The 19,084-nt window shown below is 72.1% G+C and carries 20 protein-coding genes; 5 read left to right on the top strand and 15 right to left on the bottom strand.

Features of this window, described 5'->3' with window-relative positions; translation table 11 throughout:
• Positions 1–9: 9 nt before the first annotated feature.
• The 11 genes from VF092_22730 to VF092_22680 form a co-directional block, all read right to left on the bottom strand.
• Positions 10–1,647, bottom strand: a complete 1,638-nt coding sequence (locus VF092_22730; GenBank protein ID HEX6750128.1) for a hypothetical protein — start codon at positions 1,645–1,647, stop codon at positions 10–12.
• Between the two features lie 199 nt (positions 1,648–1,846).
• Positions 1,847–2,674: a hypothetical protein gene (locus tag VF092_22725; protein ID HEX6750127.1), complete on the bottom strand. Its 828-nt coding sequence runs from the start codon at positions 2,672–2,674 to the stop codon at positions 1,847–1,849.
• A 25-nt stretch (positions 2,675–2,699) separates the two neighbouring features.
• Positions 2,700–3,128 (bottom strand): hypothetical protein, encoded by a 429-nt coding sequence (locus VF092_22720; protein ID HEX6750126.1) that lies wholly within the window; start codon positions 3,126–3,128, stop codon positions 2,700–2,702.
• Between the two features lie 31 nt (positions 3,129–3,159).
• Positions 3,160–3,603: a hypothetical protein gene (locus tag VF092_22715; protein ID HEX6750125.1), complete on the bottom strand. Its 444-nt coding sequence runs from the start codon at positions 3,601–3,603 to the stop codon at positions 3,160–3,162.
• Between the two features lie 228 nt (positions 3,604–3,831).
• Complete coding sequence (locus VF092_22710) at positions 3,832–4,653, bottom strand: alpha/beta hydrolase (GenBank protein HEX6750124.1); 822 nt, start codon at positions 4,651–4,653, stop codon at positions 3,832–3,834.
• A gap of 425 nt (positions 4,654–5,078) precedes the next feature.
• The gene (locus VF092_22705) at positions 5,079–5,822 is read right to left on the bottom strand and encodes a class I SAM-dependent methyltransferase (protein HEX6750123.1); all 744 of its coding nucleotides are present in this window, start codon (positions 5,820–5,822) and stop codon (positions 5,079–5,081) included.
• Positions 5,823–5,833: 11 nt separating this feature from the next.
• The gene (locus VF092_22700; GenBank protein HEX6750122.1) at positions 5,834–6,622 is read right to left on the bottom strand and encodes an aminoglycoside phosphotransferase family protein; all 789 of its coding nucleotides are present in this window, start codon (positions 6,620–6,622) and stop codon (positions 5,834–5,836) included.
• A gap of 65 nt (positions 6,623–6,687) precedes the next feature.
• Positions 6,688–7,782 carry a hypothetical protein gene (locus VF092_22695; GenBank protein HEX6750121.1) on the bottom strand — a complete coding sequence of 365 codons (1,095 nt, stop codon included), beginning with the start codon at positions 7,780–7,782 and terminating at the stop codon, positions 6,688–6,690.
• A gap of 205 nt (positions 7,783–7,987) precedes the next feature.
• On the bottom strand, positions 7,988–8,599 hold the full coding sequence (locus VF092_22690) for an RDD family protein (protein HEX6750120.1): 612 nt from the start codon (positions 8,597–8,599) through the stop codon (positions 7,988–7,990).
• Positions 8,600–8,933: 334 nt separating this feature from the next.
• Entirely contained in the window at positions 8,934–9,269 is a 336-nt protein-coding gene (locus VF092_22685; protein HEX6750119.1) for a hypothetical protein, read from the bottom strand.
• Between the two features lie 403 nt (positions 9,270–9,672).
• Positions 9,673–10,899 (bottom strand): di-heme oxidoredictase family protein, encoded by a 1,227-nt coding sequence (locus tag VF092_22680; protein HEX6750118.1) that lies wholly within the window; start codon positions 10,897–10,899, stop codon positions 9,673–9,675.
• Positions 10,900–11,743: 844 nt separating this feature from the next.
• On the opposite strand from VF092_22680, the gene VF092_22675 reads away from it, so the two are divergent.
• Complete coding sequence (locus tag VF092_22675) at positions 11,744–12,574, top strand: DUF5715 family protein (GenBank protein ID HEX6750117.1); 831 nt, start codon at positions 11,744–11,746, stop codon at positions 12,572–12,574.
• Between the two features lie 110 nt (positions 12,575–12,684).
• On the opposite strand, the gene VF092_22670 is transcribed toward VF092_22675, so the two are convergent.
• Positions 12,685–14,163: a Xaa-Pro aminopeptidase gene (locus tag VF092_22670; protein HEX6750116.1), complete on the bottom strand. Its 1,479-nt coding sequence runs from the start codon at positions 14,161–14,163 to the stop codon at positions 12,685–12,687.
• Between the two features lie 95 nt (positions 14,164–14,258).
• A complete protein-coding gene (locus tag VF092_22665) occupies positions 14,259–14,561 on the bottom strand; it encodes a hypothetical protein (protein ID HEX6750115.1) in 303 nt (100 codons plus the stop codon).
• Positions 14,562–14,758: 197 nt separating this feature from the next.
• On the opposite strand from VF092_22665, the gene VF092_22660 reads away from it, so the two are divergent.
• On the top strand, positions 14,759–15,043 hold the full coding sequence (locus VF092_22660; GenBank protein ID HEX6750114.1) for a hypothetical protein: 285 nt from the start codon (positions 14,759–14,761) through the stop codon (positions 15,041–15,043).
• A gap of 14 nt (positions 15,044–15,057) precedes the next feature.
• Here VF092_22660 and VF092_22655 read toward each other — a convergent pair whose 3' ends face one another.
• The gene (locus tag VF092_22655) at positions 15,058–15,420 is read right to left on the bottom strand and encodes a hypothetical protein (protein HEX6750113.1); all 363 of its coding nucleotides are present in this window, start codon (positions 15,418–15,420) and stop codon (positions 15,058–15,060) included.
• A 152-nt stretch (positions 15,421–15,572) separates the two neighbouring features.
• Entirely contained in the window at positions 15,573–15,893 is a 321-nt protein-coding gene (locus VF092_22650; GenBank protein ID HEX6750112.1) for a DUF1330 domain-containing protein, read from the bottom strand.
• Positions 15,894–16,112: 219 nt separating this feature from the next.
• Here VF092_22650 and VF092_22645 point away from each other — a divergent pair, with 219 nt between their 5' ends.
• From VF092_22645 to VF092_22635, 3 genes are all read left to right on the top strand, one after another.
• A complete protein-coding gene (locus VF092_22645; GenBank protein HEX6750111.1) occupies positions 16,113–16,604 on the top strand; it encodes a DinB family protein in 492 nt (163 codons plus the stop codon).
• 561 nt (positions 16,605–17,165) lie between these two features.
• Positions 17,166–17,570 (top strand): hypothetical protein, encoded by a 405-nt coding sequence (locus VF092_22640; GenBank protein HEX6750110.1) that lies wholly within the window; start codon positions 17,166–17,168, stop codon positions 17,568–17,570.
• Positions 17,571–17,628: 58 nt separating this feature from the next.
• The gene (locus VF092_22635; protein HEX6750109.1) at positions 17,629–18,897 is read left to right on the top strand and encodes a tail fiber domain-containing protein; all 1,269 of its coding nucleotides are present in this window, start codon (positions 17,629–17,631) and stop codon (positions 18,895–18,897) included.
• The last annotated feature ends 187 nt before the right edge of the window (positions 18,898–19,084 follow it).

Raw genomic sequence — 19,084 nt, 5'->3', positions numbered from 1 at the left:
ACGAGCGGATCAACGGCTCGCCGCCAGGCGCCGGGCCTCGGCCAGCTCCGCCGTCTCGTCGCCCTGCTTCCAGTTGGCCAGGAGGCTGCGGGCGGCGTCGGCCGCGGCATCCCGCTCGCCCAGGGCGGCGCGCGCGCGCGCCAGGCCCAGAAGCGCGGAGGAGCGGTTCGGCATCAGGGCCAGCGCGCCCGCGTACGCCTCGGCCGCGCCGCGCGCGTCGCCCGCCCGCAGCAGCCACGCGCCCAGCAGTTCGTGCGCGGAAAGGGAGACCGGCCCCACGGGCTGAGTGCGGTCCTCCACCGCCGCCGCCTCGCGCATCAGCGCGATGGCGCCGGGGCCGTCGCCCCGCGCGTGCGCGGCGATGGCCCGCAACCTCGTCGCGGCGAACTGCAGCCCCACGCCGCCCTCGCCCGCGTCGATCAGCCGCTGGAAGTCGCGCGCGGCGGCGGCCGGGGCGGCGGAATCGCCCCGCATCCCCGCGGCGGCGGCCTGCTGGAACGCCGCGATGTTGGCGAAGATCCACGCGCGCTGCGACGGTGCGGCCGACGACGGTCCGGGACGGGGCGCGCCGGCGGCGGGCACCAGCGTCCAGTCCCCCGTCTCCGCGGCCAGGGCGAAGCGCAGCGACGGCTCGGCCAGCCGCGCGTCGGCGCCGCCGCCGCCGGCGGGGGAGAGATCGACGCCGGCCAGCACCGCGTGCGCCGTGTCGACCAGCGCGCGGGCGGCGCGGAAGCGGCCCTGCTGCAGGTAGGCGTACTGCAGCCAGCCGAGCGTGTGGAAGCTCAGCGCGCGTGGCGACGCCCCGCGCGCCCGCACCCACTCGCGGCTGGCGGCCCACGCGCGCTCGTTGCTGGCCACCACGTCGTCCCACATCCCCACCTGCAGGAAGATGTGCGACGGCATGTGCAGCGCGTGCTCCGCGTCGGGCGCGATGCGGGCGTAGGCGCGCGCCGCGTCCAGTCCGCCCGCGGCGAAGCCGGGGGCGTCGGTGGCGTGGATCAGGTAGTGCGCCGCGCCCGGGTGCCGCGGCGCCACGCGGAAGACGCGCTGGGCCAGGGTGATGGCGTCGCCGCGGACGGCGGCGCGGCGCTCGGCAGGCACGGCCCCGGAGTACAGCGCCATCTGCAGCGCCAGCGACGCCAGCGAGGCCGCCTCCAGGTCCGCCGTGTCGCGCGCCGAGAGGGCGCGCATGGAGTCGGCGAACGCCGTGTACCGCGCGGCCGGCGGCGCGTCGGCGAAGAACGCCTCCACCGCCGCGCCGTACGCCCGCTCGCGCGCGGTCCCCGCCAGCGCCAGCCGCGCGGCCGGCGTGGCCGCCAGCCGCGCGAGGGCGGCGCGCGACGCCGGGAGGTCTTCCTCGAACCACAGGACGTGCGAGTAGGTGAGCGCCTCGCCCCAGTACGCCATGGCGAAGCGCGGATCGGCGCGCTGCGCCTCGCGGAAGGCGTCGGCCGCGTCCCGGTACTCGAAGTTGTGCAGGAAGGCCAGCCCGCGCAGGAACGGCGCCTGCGCCGCGGCCGCGCCGGAGTTGCGGAACGACACCGTCCCCAGCTGCGGCGTCCCGTGCGCGTGCGCGTGCGCCGGCTCCTGCGCGCGCACCGCCGCCGGCAGGGCAAGGAGCGCGAGGGTGAGGAGGTGCGGCTTCATGGCATCCTCCAGGCGGAGGGAGATCCGGCGGGCGTGACGTCCCAACTATGCCGCGAGGCCCTCGCCCGCGCCAGAATTCTCCCCCTTCTCCTGCAGTTCGGGAGAAGGGGGTCGGGGGGATGAGGGTCCCCGGCGCGGAGCGCCGCCCGCCGTCACCTCGTCCGCGCCGTCGCCGTGTGGCGATGATGAGCGCCGCGCGTCACCGCCCGTTGGCGGGCTCGAAGCGCGGGCGCGCGGTGCGGGTGTGGCGGTAGGTGCCGCTGGCGTAGACGTTGTGGCCGAAGCCGCATCCGCCGCCCTCCTCCTCGTGCCGCGCCCGCATCCATCCGTCGAAGAAGGTGAAGCGGATCTCGCACCTCCCGAACTCGTCGCTGCGGTAGACGGCCACGCCGCGGGAGATGGGGATGGTGTCCTCCGCGCTCCCCACGTTGTACGACGGTCCGCCGCGGCTGCAGTCGAGCAGGAAGTGGATGCGGCTCCGCGGCAGCTGCTCCACCTCGAGCGAGCATCCCGCCGAAGGCCCCATCCGCATCTCCCAGGTCCCGGTGACGCTCGCCCCCGGCGCCAGCGGCGGGGCCCGGAACGGGCACTCCGGCACGTCGCCCTGCTGGTCCGTCGGGCGGTTGAGGGTGATGATGCGCAGCGCGCCGCGCGGCCCCACCGCGGCGATCCACACCAGCCCGCCGTTGAGCCCCACCGCGTCGTCCGCCACGAAGATGCTGTCGCGCCGGATCGCCGCGAGCTCGCGCGCCATCCCCGGCGAGAACGTCCCGCCGTACCGCGCCAGCAGCTGCTGCGGGCCCAGGACCGTCGCGTAGCATCGCCCCGTCCACACGTCGGCGGGATAGTGCACCATCCGCGCGACGGCCGCGCTGTCGCGCGCGCGGACGGCGGCGTTCAGGCGGCGGACGAAGGCGAACACCGACGCGGAATCCGTCCCCACGTCGCGGAAGTCGGGGTCCTGCGCGGCCGCCGCGGCGGGGAGCGCGAGCGCCATCGCCAGCGCGGCGGCCAGTCTGCGGAGCATGAAGGGCGTGGGATGGAGATGGAGGTCAGCCGACGGAGACGCGCGTCTCGTCGCGAGGGGCGGCGCGGCTGGCGAGCACGCGCAGCAGCACCGTGGCGATCAGGAAGCCGATCACCGCGCCGATGACCGAGTTGTAGACCTGGTCGATGTCGTGCGCGGGCAGGAGCCACCCCACCGTCCCCCCGGCGATGGTGCCCACGACCGTGCCGAGCAGCGCCAGCCCCAGCGCCACGCGCCGCAGCAGCACCCAGCAGGTGACGGGAAAGAGGACGCCGCCGAACAGCGCGCCCACGCCGAACACCATCTCGTACACGTCGGTGGGCACGTCGATGGGCATCCCCTCGGTGAGCGCGAAGGCGATCAGCAGCGCCGCGAGCGCCGCCAGCCCGCCGAACACCGCCCCGCCCACGATCAGCCCCGCGGTCACGGCGAGGATACGTCCAGTCCGGTTCATGGTTGCGTCCGATTGAATGTCGTCGCGCGCCTCAGCCGGCGGAGACGCGCGTGGCCTCGCGGCGCGCGGCACGGCCGGCGAGGACGCGCAGCAGCACCGTGGCCACCAGGAAGCCGAGCAGCGCGCCGTTCACGGCGTGGATGATCTGGCCGTCGACCTGGAACTCCGCCGGCAGCATCCAGCCGGCGATTCCCCCGGCCATCGTGCCCAGCAGCGTGCCGAGCAACGCCAGCCCCAGCGGCACGGTGCGCATCAGCAGGAAGCCGGCGGCGGGAAAGAGCACGGCGCCCATCGCTCCCCCGGTCGCGAACCGGGCGAGCATGGCCGGGTGGAACAGGTCGGGGTCGGCCGGCTGCCCCGTGGCGGTCAGCGCGGTGGCCACCCAGAACGCCAGGATCGCCGCCATCCCGCCGAACACGAACCCGCCCGCTGCCAGCCCGGCGGTCACGGCCAGGATGCGTCCAACTCGGTTCATCATCCTGTCAGGCATGAGGTGATAATGATGCGGCTGTCGGTTCGATGTCATCCTGAGGGCGCGTAGACGGAACGCTCGTTGTGCCGGAAACTTGACGCGCCCGAAGGATCTACTCTCCGCCGAGCGAGGCCAGGCATTCGCGCACGGAGCCGGCCTCGCTCCTGACGATGCAAGATCCTTCGTCGGCGCCGGAGATTCGCGCCGACGCCGGCGCCGCGCGGCGCCTCCTCAGGATGACACCGGAGGCGCGGTGTCCCGCGAATCGACGGAATCCCGCCCCAGCACGCGGCGGACGAACTCCGCGGCGGCGGCCAGCACCACGTCCGGGTGCTCGGCGTGCGGCGCGTGGCCGCAGCGGGGGACGGGGAGCACCTCGACGGGACCGCCGGACTGGCGCTGAATGGCCTCGACCTGCGCCCAGGTGCCGTACTCGTCGTCCTCGCCCTGCACCACCAGCAGCGGCACGCGCACGGCGGGGAGGAACTCCTCCAGGTTCCACGCGCGGAAGCCGGGGTCCAGCCACACGTCGTTCCAGCCGCGGAACGCCACGTCCACGTTGGCGCCGTGGTGCCGCGCCAGCCGCGCGCGCAGGTCCGTCTCCGCGTACACCTCGCGGATGCGCGCGATGCTGGCCAGCCCGTGCTCCTCGGCGAAGACGTGCGGCGCCTCGAGCACCGCGCCGCGCAGCCCCGGCCGCGGCTCGCGCCCCGCGTGGATCAGCGCGATGGAGGCGCCATCGCTGTGCCCGAACAGCACGTGCTCGCCGATCTCCAGCGCATCGAGCAGCTCGCCGAGCACCGCCGCCTCGTCGTGCATGAAGCGGATCGGGCGGGGGAGGGGGACGGGGTCCGAGCCGCCGTAGCCCGCGCGCGAGTACGCCATGGCCCCGCATCCCGTCATCTCCGCCAGCCGCGCGGGAAAGGTGCGCCAGAGCCCCGCGCTCCCCAGCCCCTCGTGCAGGAAGACGACCGTCGGCGCGTCGCCCGGCCCCGGACCGAACCAGCGGTACTCCAGCCGTCTCCCGCCCGCCTCCACGAACCCGGATCTCACCCTGCCACGCGGGTTTCGGCGGCGCTCACGGCTTCACCCGGGGGAGCAGAGACGGAGTGGAGGATGGGGATGCACATCGGCGGCGACCAGCGGGGAAATCGAGGACCTGACCGATCAATGAATAACAGCGGAGATTCGATACAAACAGATGTGCTGCGAAAGGGCGTCTTAGACGGGTGACACGCTGATGTCATTCCGAGCGGAGCCGCCGCACCGAGCCCGCGGCCGCACCGATGGTTGGCGGCTCCCGAGGAATCTTTGGCCTGCGTCCGAGCGACAGGCGGCCCGTGGCTCGGGAGCCGGCCACAGATTCCTCAGGCGCCACGGCTACGGCATGGAGGACAGGGCGGCGCAGCGCCTTCGGAATGACATCCCTTCCTCCAATGCAGAGGTGAGATTCTGGTGCGGAGCCACATCGACGCGGATCAATCCCTTTCGCCCGCGCCGACGAGGCGGTAGCCGATCTCCAACTCGTCGCGGTCCAGAAGGTGGCCCCAGCGCGCGTGCCAGGTGCCGTCGGCCAGGTCGGCGGCCAGGCGCGCGACCGCAGGCTCGGGGTCGCGCATCTTCGCGAAGGCGGAGATGGCGGCCCGCGCGTTCGGATCGAGGTAGACCTCGGGGCGGCGCCAGTACGCGCCCAGGAAGCCGTCCACGCAGTCCGCCGGGACGGGGACGGGCTCGACGGAGACGTCGCCCAGCACCTCCGCGATCTCGTCCATCCCCGTGAAGATGGCGCGGTCTTCCTCCACGATCTCCGGGAAGTACTCCTGCACCAGCCAGAATCCCGGGCTGGCCGGGTCCCAGGTGAGCAGCACCACCCGCCGCGCCACACGCCGCATCTCGCGCAGCCCGCGGCGCCAGTCCGGCCAGTGGTGGATCGTGAGAATCGCCATCGCCGCGTCGAAGCGCGCGTCCGCGAAGGGAAGGTCGACGCCGGACGCGCGGACCACGGGCGCGCTCCCCGGCCGCCGCTGCCGCACCATCACTTCCGACGGCTCCACCGCGACCACGCGGCGGTCCGCGGGCTCGTACGATCCGGTGCCGGCGCCCACGTTCACCACCGTGCGGGCATCCCCCAGCGCGGAGTGGATGCGCACCGCCATCCGCGGGTCCTCGCGCCGCAACTGCGCGTAGCCGCGGCCGATCGTGTCGTAGAGTGCTGCCGCCACGGGATCTTCGTTCAGGTGAGCATCGGCCGGATCGCCTCGGCCAGCCGCAGCACGGGCGCGTCGGCGGGGACAGGGAAGCCGTCCTCCACGCCCCAGATCGCCGAGAGCACGGCCTGCGCGAAGGCCCACCCCAGCGCGCGCCGGGCGTCGATCCCCAGCGCCGCCTCGAATCTACGCAACCTCCGCTCGACGATCACGGGGGACGCGAAGAGGTCGGGGCGCTCGACGGGATTGCGGAGCGCGGCGCCCAGCTCGTACTCCGCCTCGCCCACCACGCCCTTGGGATCGATGGCGAGCCAGGCGCGGCGCTCGTCGAACAGCACGTTGTAGTGCTGGAGATCGCCGTGCAGCAGCCGCCTCTCCCGCTGCGTGGCGCAGAGGTCGTGGAAGACGCGCCGGCCGTGCTCGGCGAGATCGCGGGGGACCTGGAGATCTCCACCCTCGAGATAACGATCGAATCCCCGCCCCCACCGCGCGACCGTGGGGGAGGACGGCGGCGGGGGATCGGGATGCGCCATCCGCCGCATCACCCCGGCGATGACGTCCACCGCCTCGTCGTCGCGCCCGGCGAGCGCCATCTCGACGAGCGGCGTCCCCGGCGCCGCCCGTTCCAGCAGCACGGCGCCGGGGGCGTGCTCCATCGCGCGCACCATCCCCCGTCCCCCGAACGCGGCGACGACCTCGCCTGCGTGCCATTCGTCGCACGGGCGCAGCACCACCTTCAGCACCACCGCGTCCGCGCCGCGCCGGCCGAAGGCGACCAGCGACGTCTCCGTCTCCAGCACGGAATCGACGGCCACGCGCCACTCGCGGGCGTGCTCCGCCAGGCGGTCGGCGGGAGACGCGGCGTCGTCCGCGGCCGCGCTCAGGGCTCGTTCCCGAGCTGCCAGATCACCGCGTGCACGGTGCCCGAGGCGTCCGCGGCGCGCCCGGTGACCTGCCCGCGCGCGTTGATGCTGCCGGTGGACGACTCGGCGCCGCCCAGCGTGGGGAGGTCCACCTTGCCGCCCTCCTTCGTCCAGATGAAGGCGTGGCGCACCAGGTCGGCCGTCTCGTAGAACCCGGCCACGCGCCCGTGGTTGTCGATCTCGAAGGCGAAGCTGCGCGTGCCGCCGAAGGTGCCCAGGTCGATCAGCCCGTCCTCCGCGCTCCAGTAGAAGGCGTGGAAGGCGCAGCCGGGGCACACCTGCCCGAAGCCGGCCACCTCGCCGCGCGCGTTGATGGAGCGCGCCATGGCGTTGCCGCCCATCGTGCCGATGTCGGTGACCGTGCCGTCGCGCCACCAGATCACCGCGTGGTCCACGAAGGGCGGGGAGACGGTGCTGCTTCCGACGACGTCGCCCGCCTCGTTGATTCCCCCCGGCTGGCTGCGCAGCCCGGCAATCGGGGGAATCGTCTCGATCCCCCCGTCCTCCGTCCAGCGGAAGCCGGTCGGTGGGCCGAAGACGAAGGGCGTGGACCAGCCCACCACCACGCCGGCGTTGTTCACGTCCTCAGCCTGCCCGTTCACGAACGGCCCCAGCTCGATCGTCTCGAACCCGCTCTGCGACACGCGCCAGACGGTGGGGTGGCGCTGGAAGAGCGCGTCGCCCGCCTTCTGCGCCAGGCCGACGACCAGGCCGTGGTCGTTCAGCGCGCGCGTCTCGGAATTCGTGCCGCCCAGCGTCCCCAGGTCGGTCACGCCGTCGCGGGGCGACCAGAACACCGCGTGCGCCTGCGTCGGCGCGTTGGGCGGGCCGAGGTCGGTGCGCCCGGCGATCTCGCCCCGGTTGTTGATCTCGAACCCGAAACCGTGGTTCCAGCCGAAGGTGCCCAGGTCGGCCAGGTCGCGCACCTCCGTGTGGGGGACGGCGTCCCGCCGCGCGCCGGTGGAAGTCGCGGGCGCGGACGGCGATTCATCCCCGCACGCGGCGGCGGCAAGGACGAGGGCGAGGGAGGAGAGGATGGGGATGCGGCTCATGATACGGCCTCCACGTGATGGTGGGTGGCCGGCCGGCCCGCGCCGGAGAGCTCGGGAGGAACCGCGGCGGGCGGAGGGGATTCACCGGCGCCGCGGTCCGGCGCGCGGCCGGGGAGACCGGCCCGTGGGACCCGCGGTGAGTCACTGCACGCACAGGGTACGGCGCGCCGCGGCGGCGGAGCAAGCGCGCCGTGGGTGCAAACCTTCACGGCTGCCGGGCCGCCGCGTCCCCCGCGTCCTTCGTCAGCAAGACGTACGTCCCCGCCAGCGAGTCGCCGATGCGCTGGTGGTGGCGCGACAGGAACGCGAACAGCCCGGCCGGCGCGCCGCCGAACAGGCACGGGTTCACCTCCACCGGCCGCAGCAGCGTGCGGACGCAGGCGCGCAGCACGCCGGGCGGCGTTCCCCGCGGGCCCACCACGCGCGTTCCGGCCAGCCACTTTCCCAGCGTCACCCCGCGCAGCCCTTCCAGCAGCGGAAAGTAGAGGAGCTGCAGCCCGATCCACAGCGGCAGCAGCTCCTGGTAGCGCGCGTTCCCCAGCACCGCCTCGGCTGCGGGGAGGAGGGCTATGAGCGCGGCGTAGTCCACGACGGTGGCCAGCAGCCGGCGCAGCACCATCTTCTCGTCGTAGCCCGCAGCGTACTGCTGCACCAGCGACGGCGGCGCGCCCGCCGGGGCCGCCGCGCCGCCGGGGGCGTACCAGCCGGCCGGCAGCTCGGGCGCCGGCCACGGCCCCGCTGCCGGAGCCTCCGCCGGTGGGGAGCCGAACGGGGGACCCGTTTCACGCGCGTCTGCGCGGCACTCGCAGCGCGCCACGGGCAGTCCGCATTCCGCGCAGATCATCGATCGAGGGTGGGCCGAACGGTGAGTGAGGGCACAGCGGCGCCGCCCACGCGGAGCAACCCGTGTACCCGCCCGCCCGGCGTGGTGCGGCGAACCTCCAACCCGTTGCGGCGCCGGAGGATGGCAGGCTGCGCGCAACGCGCCGCGACGGCGCGGACCCGCGCGGGTCGGACATGCGCGTGCCCCGCCGGTGTCCCAGCCGCGCCCCTCCACGTCCGAACACCCGGAACGTTTTCTACGTTCGGGACGCGCGTTCGGCAGGTGCGCGGCGGCGGACACCTATGCAGCCACGTCTTTACGAATCGCGTCAGACCTCGGCTTCACCGATTGGTTCGTCGCTCGTGGTGATGTACCCAAGCATGCTTTGGTCGTCGAAGTAGAACCTGATCGGCTTTTCGTTGCGCAGCAGGTCCAGCACGTTGGCAAACTGCGCGTAACGGTAGCGCATGGTGTACAAGAAGTTTCCGAGGCCAAGGGGGACCATGGTGTTGGCCGGGATCACCGCGCCGTCGTGATAGAACACGAGGCTGACGGTCGAGTGCCCGGCCGGCAGGACGATCGCCGCGTCGATATGGCTGATCGGGTTAGGCCCCCCGTACGCGTACACCTGGTACGTCGAAACATCCATGAATATGGTACCCATGGTAGTGTGTCTCCCTTTGAGGGAAGAAAAATTATCCTGCGCACATTTCCGCAGAAGGTGATCGAGCAATCGTCGTTCCCAGACAAGGGATCCTGACGCATCATTACGTAACGTCCGATCGGCCAAGCAGTTCGGTATCGTGCGCCGTACGGGTGCGCTGCACTTCAGGGTAAGTGGCGGGTCTCCGCCGTCCCACGTGGGGAGCCGGCGCTACAGCGGGCCTGCCTTCGTTGGACCGGAGATGGTGGAACGCGGCCGGGCCGGCGGTGGTGTTGCCACGGCTTCTTCTGCGGCTGGTGTGGATGCGGCCGGGCGCGCGAGGGGCGGCCGGAGATGCTCCGGCCGCCCCTCGGCGGATCGTTCGCGCAGGCGGGGCCGTCCGGCAGCGGCCCCGGCGGACGCGCTACAGCGAGTTCAGGTACTCGAGCAGCTGCGCCCTCTGCGTCGACGTCAGGCTGTTGAAGCGGGCGCGGGCGTTGGCGCCCTCGCCGCCGTGCCGCGCGATGGCGTCGGAGATGGTGGGCGAGGCGCCGTCGTGCATGAAGAACTCCATGAAGCGCACGCCCATCAGCGGCTCGGTGCGGAACTCGCGCCGCGTGGCCTGCCCCAGGCAGATGTCGGCGGTGCCCATGTCGTGCAGCAGGAAGTCGCTGAACGGCTTCACCGTCTTGTAGCTCAGCGGCGCGATGCCCACGTCGGTGGTGGTGTACTGCGGCGTGTGGCAGGTCTTGCAGCCGATGGAGTTGAAGATGTCGCGCCCGTACAGCGCGTTGGTCGTCAGCGCGGCCTGCGGGGGCGGCGCCAGGAAGATCACGAACGAGTTCAGGTCGTCGAAGGTGGCGCTGCTGATCTCGGGGTCGGCCGCCAGGTCCACCCCTGGCGGGATGGCCATCCCGCCGATGTTGTTCTCGGTGGGATTGAACTTGTTGGTGATCCCCATCTCCTGCAGCAGCGCGCCGGCGTTGAACAGCGTGATGCTCCCCTCCTGCGCCTTGCGGCCGAACTTGCCGATGTCGTTGTCGGGCGTGTAGTGCGCGCGCCCCGAGACGCCGTCGTAGTTGAAGTCGTACGGGTCTTCCTGGTTCAGGATGGCCGCGTTGGGGATGGCCGCGATCAGCCCGAAGCCGAAGATGTCGGGCGTGCTGCGCGTCCCCCGCTGGTGGGTGACCGTGGGGAACGGCTCGCTGGTGAGCCCGGTGACCTGGAACAGCTTGGGCGTCACCGAGTCCTGGTGCACGAAGCCGCCCTTGGCCGTCAGCGGGTCGCAGCTGCCGTCGGAGCGCACGTTGGTGAAGTGGGTCTCCACCTCGTCGCCCGTGCCGCCCAGCGGGCCTTCCTCCTCGCCGTGGCACTCGGCGCACGAGCTGGCGTTGAAGATGGGCCCCAGCCCGTTGAACTGGTTGAAGTTGGTGTCGAAGATCTCCGCCCCGCGGTTGAACGCCGCCAGCTGCGACAGCGACAGGCCGGGGACGGGCTGCCCCAGCGTGGTTCCCGCGGTGGACACGGCGCCCAGGGGACCGACCGGCTGCACCCCCGTGGCCGTGGGGCTCGGCCCCTGCCGTGCGTCGGTGCACGCGGCAGCCAACAGGCCGAAGAGGAGCGTGAGTGGGACTTGGGCCGCGCGACGCATGCGACCTCCGGGGCACGATGGTGGGTGGCCGGCGAGGCAGCGCGAAGACGCGTTCGGTACGGCGGAAAGGGTGGCCGGAGAGGCTGCCGGGCCCCTCCACCTCCGCCGCCGGAGCGCGCGTCGCACCGCGGCCAGCCGGGTGGGCAACGGCCGCCGGAGGGGGATCGGCACTCGGGTGAGCGCCTGTCGTATGGCGTGAGGTCGCGCGGCGGCTCGACGGCTGCCGCCAGCGGCCCGGCGCCGGCAGGCGCGGGCGAGAAGTGCGCGGTCCCGTGCTCCCGGGTCCGTCGCTCGTGGGTACGGTATACTAATGTTCGGCTAATCTTGTCGTCAATGATTTCATGTCACGAAATGATACGCGTTGCAACGACATAACCCTCAACTTCATGCGGCGCATCGCGATCCCGCCACGGCTGGAAACGTGCGATTCCTTTCTCACCTCGAAATCTGCGGACACTCCTGATACCCAATCTCCGGACAACGGTGCATCGGAAGAATGAATGTCATTCCGAAGGCGCTGCGCCGCCCTCTCCTCCGTGCCAAAGCCGTGGCGCCCGAGGAATCTGTGGCCGGCTCCCGAGTCACAGGCTGCCTGACGCTCGGACGCATGCCACAGATTCCTCGGGCGCCGCCACGCATCAGCGCGTTTGGCGATTCGGAGCAGCGGCGCCGCTCGGAATGACACTCGATCCGAATGCACAATCAATTGCGGTAGCCCGTATTGATATTTGGAAAAAACCTGCTCCGCGTGCGATCACCTCCTTCGAGGGATGCTGGGCGGCTGGCATGCATCTGGCCCCTTCCCCACGCCCGTTTCGTCGGAGTCGGGAACCTGTTGCGCGGGATGGAGATGCGAGGCTGGGCGATGGGGATGGCGATCGCGGCGCTGGCCGTCTGCGGCTGCGCGCGCGGCGAGGCGGACGGGGGCGCACGGGCGCAGGCGCCGCGGCGGGAGATCGAGGAGGCTCCCCCGCGGCGTCCCCCGCCGCCGATGACTGGGGCGGACTCGGCGCGCGATCTGGCGCGGATCGCCGCGCGGGCCGACTCGGTGCGGACGGCGTTCGCGCGCGCCCGGCCGCTGGGCGCGCGCGAAGTCGGCGAGCTTCGCCAGGACGTGAACGCCGGGCAGATCGCCACCGCGCAGCGGCTCGGCATCCGCTCCTCCGACTCCACGCGGATCACGGCGCTCCAGCGCGAGGGCCGCCTCGTGTTCCTGGGCGACAGCACCGCGTGGTGGGTACTGCGCGACATGGACCACTCCGTCCCCTTCGCCACCCCCGACGCGCGCGCGATGCTGGCCGAGCTCGGGCGCCGCTTCCACGCGCGGCTCGACCGGCTGGGCCTGCCGCGCTACCGGATGAAGGTGACGTCCGCGCTGCGCACGGCCGAGACGCAGGCGGACCTACGGCGGACGAACTCGTACGCGTCGCGCACGGTCAGCGCTCATGAGTTCGGCACCACGGTGGACGTGTCGCACGAGCGCTTCGCGGTGCCCGCCGGGGTGGGCGAGATGGAGGCGGACACGCTGGAGGAGATCGGGAAGGCGAACGCGAAGGTCCTGCAGGCGGAGCTCGGCCGCGCCATCGCAGAGATGCGCGACGAGCACGCGCTGCACGTGATGATGGAGAACCAGCAGCCCGTCTACCACATGACTGTCGCTCGCCACTTTCCCTGAAACAAACAGATAGGTCTCACGCAGAGTCAGCAGGGTCAGCAGAGAACTGCAGCTGCCTCAGCTGTTCTCTCTGCTGACCCTGCTGACTCTGCGTGAGATTTTCTTTTTCTTTATCGAGGGCGGCCGCAGCGCGGGACGCCGGCGGGCGCGCGCATCGCCGCCTCCACCTCGGTGAGGGCGCGCGGCACGTCGTGCGACAGCCACTCCACGCCCGTCTCCGTCACCAGGTAGTCGTCCTCGATGCGCACGCCGATGCTGGCGTAGCGCTGCATCGCCGGGCGCAGGCGGGCGATCATCGCGCGGTTGCGCGGCGTGTCGGGAAGCCGGTCCAGCATCGCCGGGTTCACGTAGATCCCCGGCTCCACGGTGAAGACGTCGCCGGGCTTGAAGGTGCCGTCACCCGTGTAGTACTGCGCGGGATCGTGCACCTCCAGCCCGATCCCGTGGCCGCCGTAGCCGTGCCACGCGTAGAGGCGCACCTGCCGGCAACCCTCGCGCGGGCACTCGTCGGCGTCGTACATCGCCCCGGGAGATTCGATCAGCCCCAGCTTCGTCAGCCCTGCCGCGACCACCGCGCGCCCGGAGTCGTTCGCCACGGTGCGCGTGCCGCCCGGGCGGATCTGGCGCACGAACGCCGCCTGCGCGTCGAGCACGATCCCGTACACCACCGCCTGGTCGGGGGTGAACCGCCCGCTCACCGGCAGCGTGCGGGTGATGTCGGCCGAGTAGTGGCCCAGCGCCGTGGCGGCGTCGATCACCAGCACGTCGCCCGCCTGCATCACGCGGTCGTTGCGCTGGTAGTGCAGCGCCAGCGCGTTCGGCCCCGAGCCCACGATGCTGCCATATCCCGGGCGCTCGCCGCCCAGCCGGCGGAAGGTGCCTTCGAGCACCGCCTGGATCTCGCCCTCGTTGCACCCGGGGCCCACCGCGCGCATCGCGTCGCGGTGCCCGGCGCCGCTGATCTCCGTCGCGCGGCGGAGGAGCGCGATCTCGGCGGGGCTCTTCCGCGCGCGCAGCTCCAGCACGGTGGCGTCGATCGCCTTCACCACGAGCCCCGGATGCGCCCGCCGCAGCATCTCCGCGAAGTGCGAGCCGCGCGTCAGCGAGTCCGCCGGTGCGAAGTCGGTGGTGTGCACGTCGCTGACCAGGTAGACCGGAAGGCCCGCCGCCACGAGCGAATCGACCGCGGCGCGAAGCCCGGCCATCGGGCGCCCGGGGATCCCCGTGCGCGCCATCGCCTCGTCCGGACCCGTGCGCGCGCCGACGAACAGCTCGTTGCGCGGGTTGCGTGGCATCAGGAAGAGCTGTGCCGTCCCCGCGCCGCCGCGTTTCGTGAGCAGCAGCGCCGCGTTCGGCTCGCCGAAGCCGGTCAGGTACTCGAACGAGGGCAGCTGCGCGAACGGCGGCCAGGCCTCCACCGGCTCCACCCCGCCGAACGCCACCACGGCGCCCGAGTCGATCGTGGCCAGCAGCGCCTCGCGGCGGGCGGCGTATTCCCGCGGCGCGATCTGCGCGGCCAGCAGGCAGGGCATCGCCGCAGCGGCAAGCGCATGGAGCGCCGCGCGGCGGGCGAGACGAAACGGGTTCATGGAGATGCTCCGGCAGGATGGGGCGGGGGATGAAGATGGGCGGGGCGCGCCGCCGATTCAGTCTGCCGGGTTGGAGCGGGGAAGGAAAGGATTGGTTACGTCCGCGCCGGTCTCCGCGCGCGCGTGCCGGCGGGATGATGCGCACGCAGCCACGCCCGCGCCGTCTCGGCCGCGCGCTCGCGCGGCATTTCCGTTGCCGGCCCGTGCGTGGCGATGGGCGGAAGGCCCGGCTCCCACGGGTGCGGGAACAGCGCCCAGCAGAGGACGAAGCCGGGACGGCCGTCACCTCCGGCGGCGGGCTCCGCCTCCTCCGCGTGGGGCTTCACGACGAACGCCTCGCCGCCGTGCTCGATTCGCACCGGCGCGAACCACTGCCCGGCCGCTTGGGGAGAGGGCATCTGGGTCTGGATGGTATCTGGATGGGGATTGGATCTTATGGGGGCCATAGCAATAAGCGCCGAGAGGGACGCGGTCAAGAGGTCCCATCCAAAGAAAACGGAGTGACTCTGATACGCCCCATGGGAGCAGCGCGGCATGGAATGTGCAAGCCGGACGCCGCGCAAGTTCGGGCACCCCAAACGCTTAGGGGGCGATCATGGCCGCGCGCAGCTTCATGGGTCCCGATGGTACCTCTTGGCAGGCTTGGGACGTGATCCCCGGCCAGCACGGCGACTGGCCTGCCCACGCGCGAAAGCACCTTCCCGAGGCGATGGGCAACGGCTGGCTCTGCTTCGAATCGGCTGTGGAAAAGCGCCGGCTGCATCCCATCCCGCAGGCGTGGGAGCAGAGCAGCGATACCGAGCTGTGGACCATCTGCACCCTGGCGCAGCCGGTCCCGCGCCGCGAGATGGTGCCGCCCGCCGTGGCCTGCGGCGGCTGACGGGGAAGATCTCCCTACGGCTTGTCCTGGCGCCGCGGGGGCTTCGCCACGCAGTCGGCGCGGCTCCAGAGCGCCACCAGCTCCGGCTCCTCCAGGCTCGCCCACCCCTCCGGCGGCGGCGCCAGGCGCCGCTTCTCTCCGTCGCACTCGAACACGAGCCATCCGTGCTCGAGGCCGCCGCCGAGCCGCGGCAGGCGCGGAAGGCCCTTCCGCCGCTCGGCCTCCCTCCGCTCCGCTCCCTTCCAGCGCAGCACCGGGTCCGGGCTGCGGCGGTCGCGCACCCGCCGCTCGGCGACACCGCCGGGCGGCGCGGAAGGCGTCACCTGCCAGACCCTCCATGCCGTGCCGTCCGGAGCGGTGAAGCTGCGCAGTGCCATCGTGGGGCTCGTCGTGTGGCGGTGTGTGACCGCGTCCCGGGGCTGGGGTCGCGAAAGGGCGGCGAACAGCACCAAACGTGCCTGCGGCCTCGTATCGTGTTGCGGCATAAACAGTTGGATGGATCCGTCCGCGTCCCTTGGCGGCCGCGCCGCTACTCCGCGATCCTTGCCACGCCGGTGACGTCCTCGCCCGCGACGAGGGCGAACTCGTTGCGCGCGCCGGCCTTGCGGCTCTCGCGGAAGGGGCGGTACTCCTCGCTCTCGTAGAACGCCATCGCCGCCTCGCGCGACGGCCATTCCACGAGCACCATCACCTGCGGCGCGGCGCGCTCGCCCTCCAGCTTCTCGATCCGCGGCGTCCGCGCCAGGTACCGTCCGCCGAAGCGCTCGATCAGCTTCGTCACCGTCTCCACGTACGGCTGCACCCACGCGCGGTCGGTGACGTCCATCTCCGCGACGGCGTAGTACTTCACGGTTCCTCCGGGTGACGGTGGAGATCGGGTCGGGTAGAGCTGGATGAAGTCGCAAGGGACGGGGAGATTAGATACGGCCGGAGCGGACGGCAAGCGCGGACACGAAGGTGGACGACGTGCTTGCGGCCCGGCAACAGGGCGATTAGGTTGACGCCGCGCACCGAAAGAATCCCGAATCCGGGATCCGGGAGACGTCCCCCCAACCCGAGCGAGGCCGCCGTGTCGACCGCATCCGATGCATCCGCCGCCACCGCCGTCTTCATCACCCCCGAGGCGCTGCTGGAGCACTGGCAGGGCCACCGCCGCCTGACGCGGCGGGTGATCGAGGCGTTCCCCGACGACCAGCTCTTCACCTTCTCCGTCGGCGGCATGCGCACCTTCGGCGAGCTGGCGATGGAGATGCTGAGCATGGCCGCGCCCATGGTGCGCGGCGTCCACAGCGGTGACTGGAACACCTCGTGGGACCGCGAGGCGCATCCCAAGGTGGAGATCCTGCGGATGTGGGACGAGTCGACCGAGGAGCTGAACCGCCTCTGGCCGCAGATCCCGGCCGCGCGCTTCGGCGAGCAGATGACGGCGTTCGGGCAGTACCCCGGCATCGCGCACGACCTGGTGCTGTACGTGATCGACAACGAGATCCACCACCGCGGCCAGGGCTACGTCTACCTGCGCGCGCTCGGCGTCGAGCCGCCTCCGTTCTACGAGCGGTAGACGTCCATCCCCTCACGCGGAGCCGCGGAGACGCGGAGATCTCCGAACCGGCGCTGAGTTCTCCGCGCCTCCGCGCCTCCGCGTGAGAAAAGCAGGTCCGTCCTCCGCTCCATCATCGCGAACCCCGCGGCGCAATCGTGTCGCGGGGATTTCTGCGTCCATCATCCCCATTCCGTCTGCTTTCGCGAGCCACGAGACAGCGCAGCAGAGGCTTGGATGCGGCGCTCTCCGTCCATCTCTTTCCCGACGCTTCCGGTGCGTGGAGACGGGAAACGGAGCGGCCCGGGGGGATTGGACAAACAGTTGTTGAAATACGTTTGTTCTGCTACTAGCTTGCCCTTCCGCCTCACGGCGCGGGCGTCCGCGCGCGCCGCTCTCCACCGCGGTCTGACGGCTACCAAGGAGCCATCCACCGTTCGCCCCACCGCACGTCCCACCCGCGGCCGCACGCCGGGGGAGGATGCGCGGCGTCCCACCCCCTCCGCACCGAATCGGCCGCCGGAGACACACCTTCGTGCGCCACCCGGTGCGAGTCTCACCATCCCGGAGCCGGAGGTTGCCATGAAGCGAAGTCCCAGGCTGGCGCTGCCGCTGATCGCGGCCGGTGTGGCCGCCTGCGCCGACACCCCCACCACCCCGGCCGCCGCGCCGGCCAGCCCGCAGGCCGACGTCGCCGCGGCGGCGGTCGACCTCAGGCCGGGGCTGGCGCTGGCGGTCGACGACGCACGCGACCGGGTGATCCCCACGCTGGGCGACGCGGGCGCGGTGCGCGCGGTCGACCGCACCTTTGCCGTGCTGGGCGCCGCGGTGCGCTCGGGCGACGCGAAGGCGGTGCGCGACGCGATCGACGCGGCGAACGGCTCGCTGACGGCGCTGACCCGCTCGGCGCCCGAGACCGACGAAGTCGAGGTGGCCGCGCTGCGGCTGGTGGTGCTGAACGCGGACGTGCTGTTCCCCGCCGCGTGAGCGCCGGGAAGGAAACCATCGACTCCACGAGACCCACCCCCACACCGGAGGCTCTCCCATGCGTCACCGTTTCCTGGCCCTCGCGCTCTCCGCCGGCGCGCTGGCGCTCTCCGCGGCCCCGGCCGCGGCGCAGGTCGACTCGATCCGCGCCTGCTACGTGCCCACCACGGGCAACGTCTACCGCGTCGGCACCCCCGACACGCACGCCACCTGCGTGGCCCCGTCGCACGTCCGCTTCGCCTGGCCGGCCACGCAGCCCGACCTGGGCATCGGCGGCGGCTACCTCCTGCGCCTGCGCTCCGGCAGCCCGCCGACCGACCGCTTCCTCGTGGACAGCGCGGGCGGCATGGCGGCGCTGGGCCAGCTCGGCATCGGCTTCATTCCCGTCACGGGCGCCGGGTACCGGATGATGTGGTATCCGTTCAAGGCCTCGTTCCGCGCCGGCGGCGTCACCGGCACCCAGTGGGACGACGCCAACAGCGGCTTCTTCTCCTGGGCGGGCGGCAACAACACCATCGCCAGCGGCTACGGCAGCTTCGCGCACGGCGACCAGGTCACCGTCAGCAGCACCCTCGGCGTCGGGTTCGGGTCCAACAACAACGTGAGCGGCACCATCGGCTTCTCGACGGGCGCCAACAACCGGTGCCCCGGCTTCTCGTGCATCGCCATGGGCTTCACCGTGAACGCCGATGGGCAGGCGGCGGTGGCCATCGGCTACCGCGTGACGGCCGACGCCGACTACACCACGGTGCTGGGCTACCGCGCGTCGGCCGACGGCCACTCGGGCGCGTTCGTGCGCGGCGACGGGTCGACCACCGACTCGATCCTGGCCGTGGCCAACAACGAGTTCGCGGTGCGCGCGTCGGGCGGGTTCCGCTTCCGCACCAACCCCACGCTGACCACCGGGTGCAACCTGCCGGCGGGGTCGGGTGTGTTCGCCTGCTCGTCGAGCCGCGCGCTGAAGGAGAACTTCGGCCGGGTGGACGGCGAGGAGCTGCTGGCGCGCCTGCGCGGCGTGCCGGTGACCACGTGGAACTACATCGCCGAGGGGCGCGAGGTGCGGCACCTGGGGCCCTTCGCCGAGGACTTCCGCGCGGCCTTCGGGCTGGGCGTGGACGACCGCTCCATCGGGCTGCTCGACATCGCCGGGGTGAACTTCGCGGCGGTGCAGGCGCTCGAGGCGCGCACCGCGCAGCTGCAGGCGAAGACGGCCGAGGTGGAGCGGCTGAACGCCGAGGTCGCCGCCCTGCGCGAGCGCCAGGCCGCCACCGACGCGCGCCTGGCCGAGCTCGAGGCGTTGGTGAAGCGGATCGCGCCGCGGCAGTGAGCTCGCGCCGCCGCGCGTGAGAAACCCCGGCGCTCGCCCGAGCGCCGGTGTCTCGTTGATTTAGAAAAGTCCGGGGTTTGGTTGATTTAGAAATGTCCGGCGAAAGGTTCCTTGCTTGCGCCAGGGATGATCGGGCGCGGGTTTGTTGGGTTTGGAAGTTGTTTGATCCCTCTTCTCCCGAGGAGGA

This window comes from Longimicrobium sp., from assembly GCA_036377595.1.
Taxonomy (GTDB): domain Bacteria; phylum Gemmatimonadota; class Gemmatimonadetes; order Longimicrobiales; family Longimicrobiaceae; genus Longimicrobium.
Note: the sequence above shows the minus strand (reverse complement) of the source record. Positions and strands in the feature narration are given on the sequence as shown.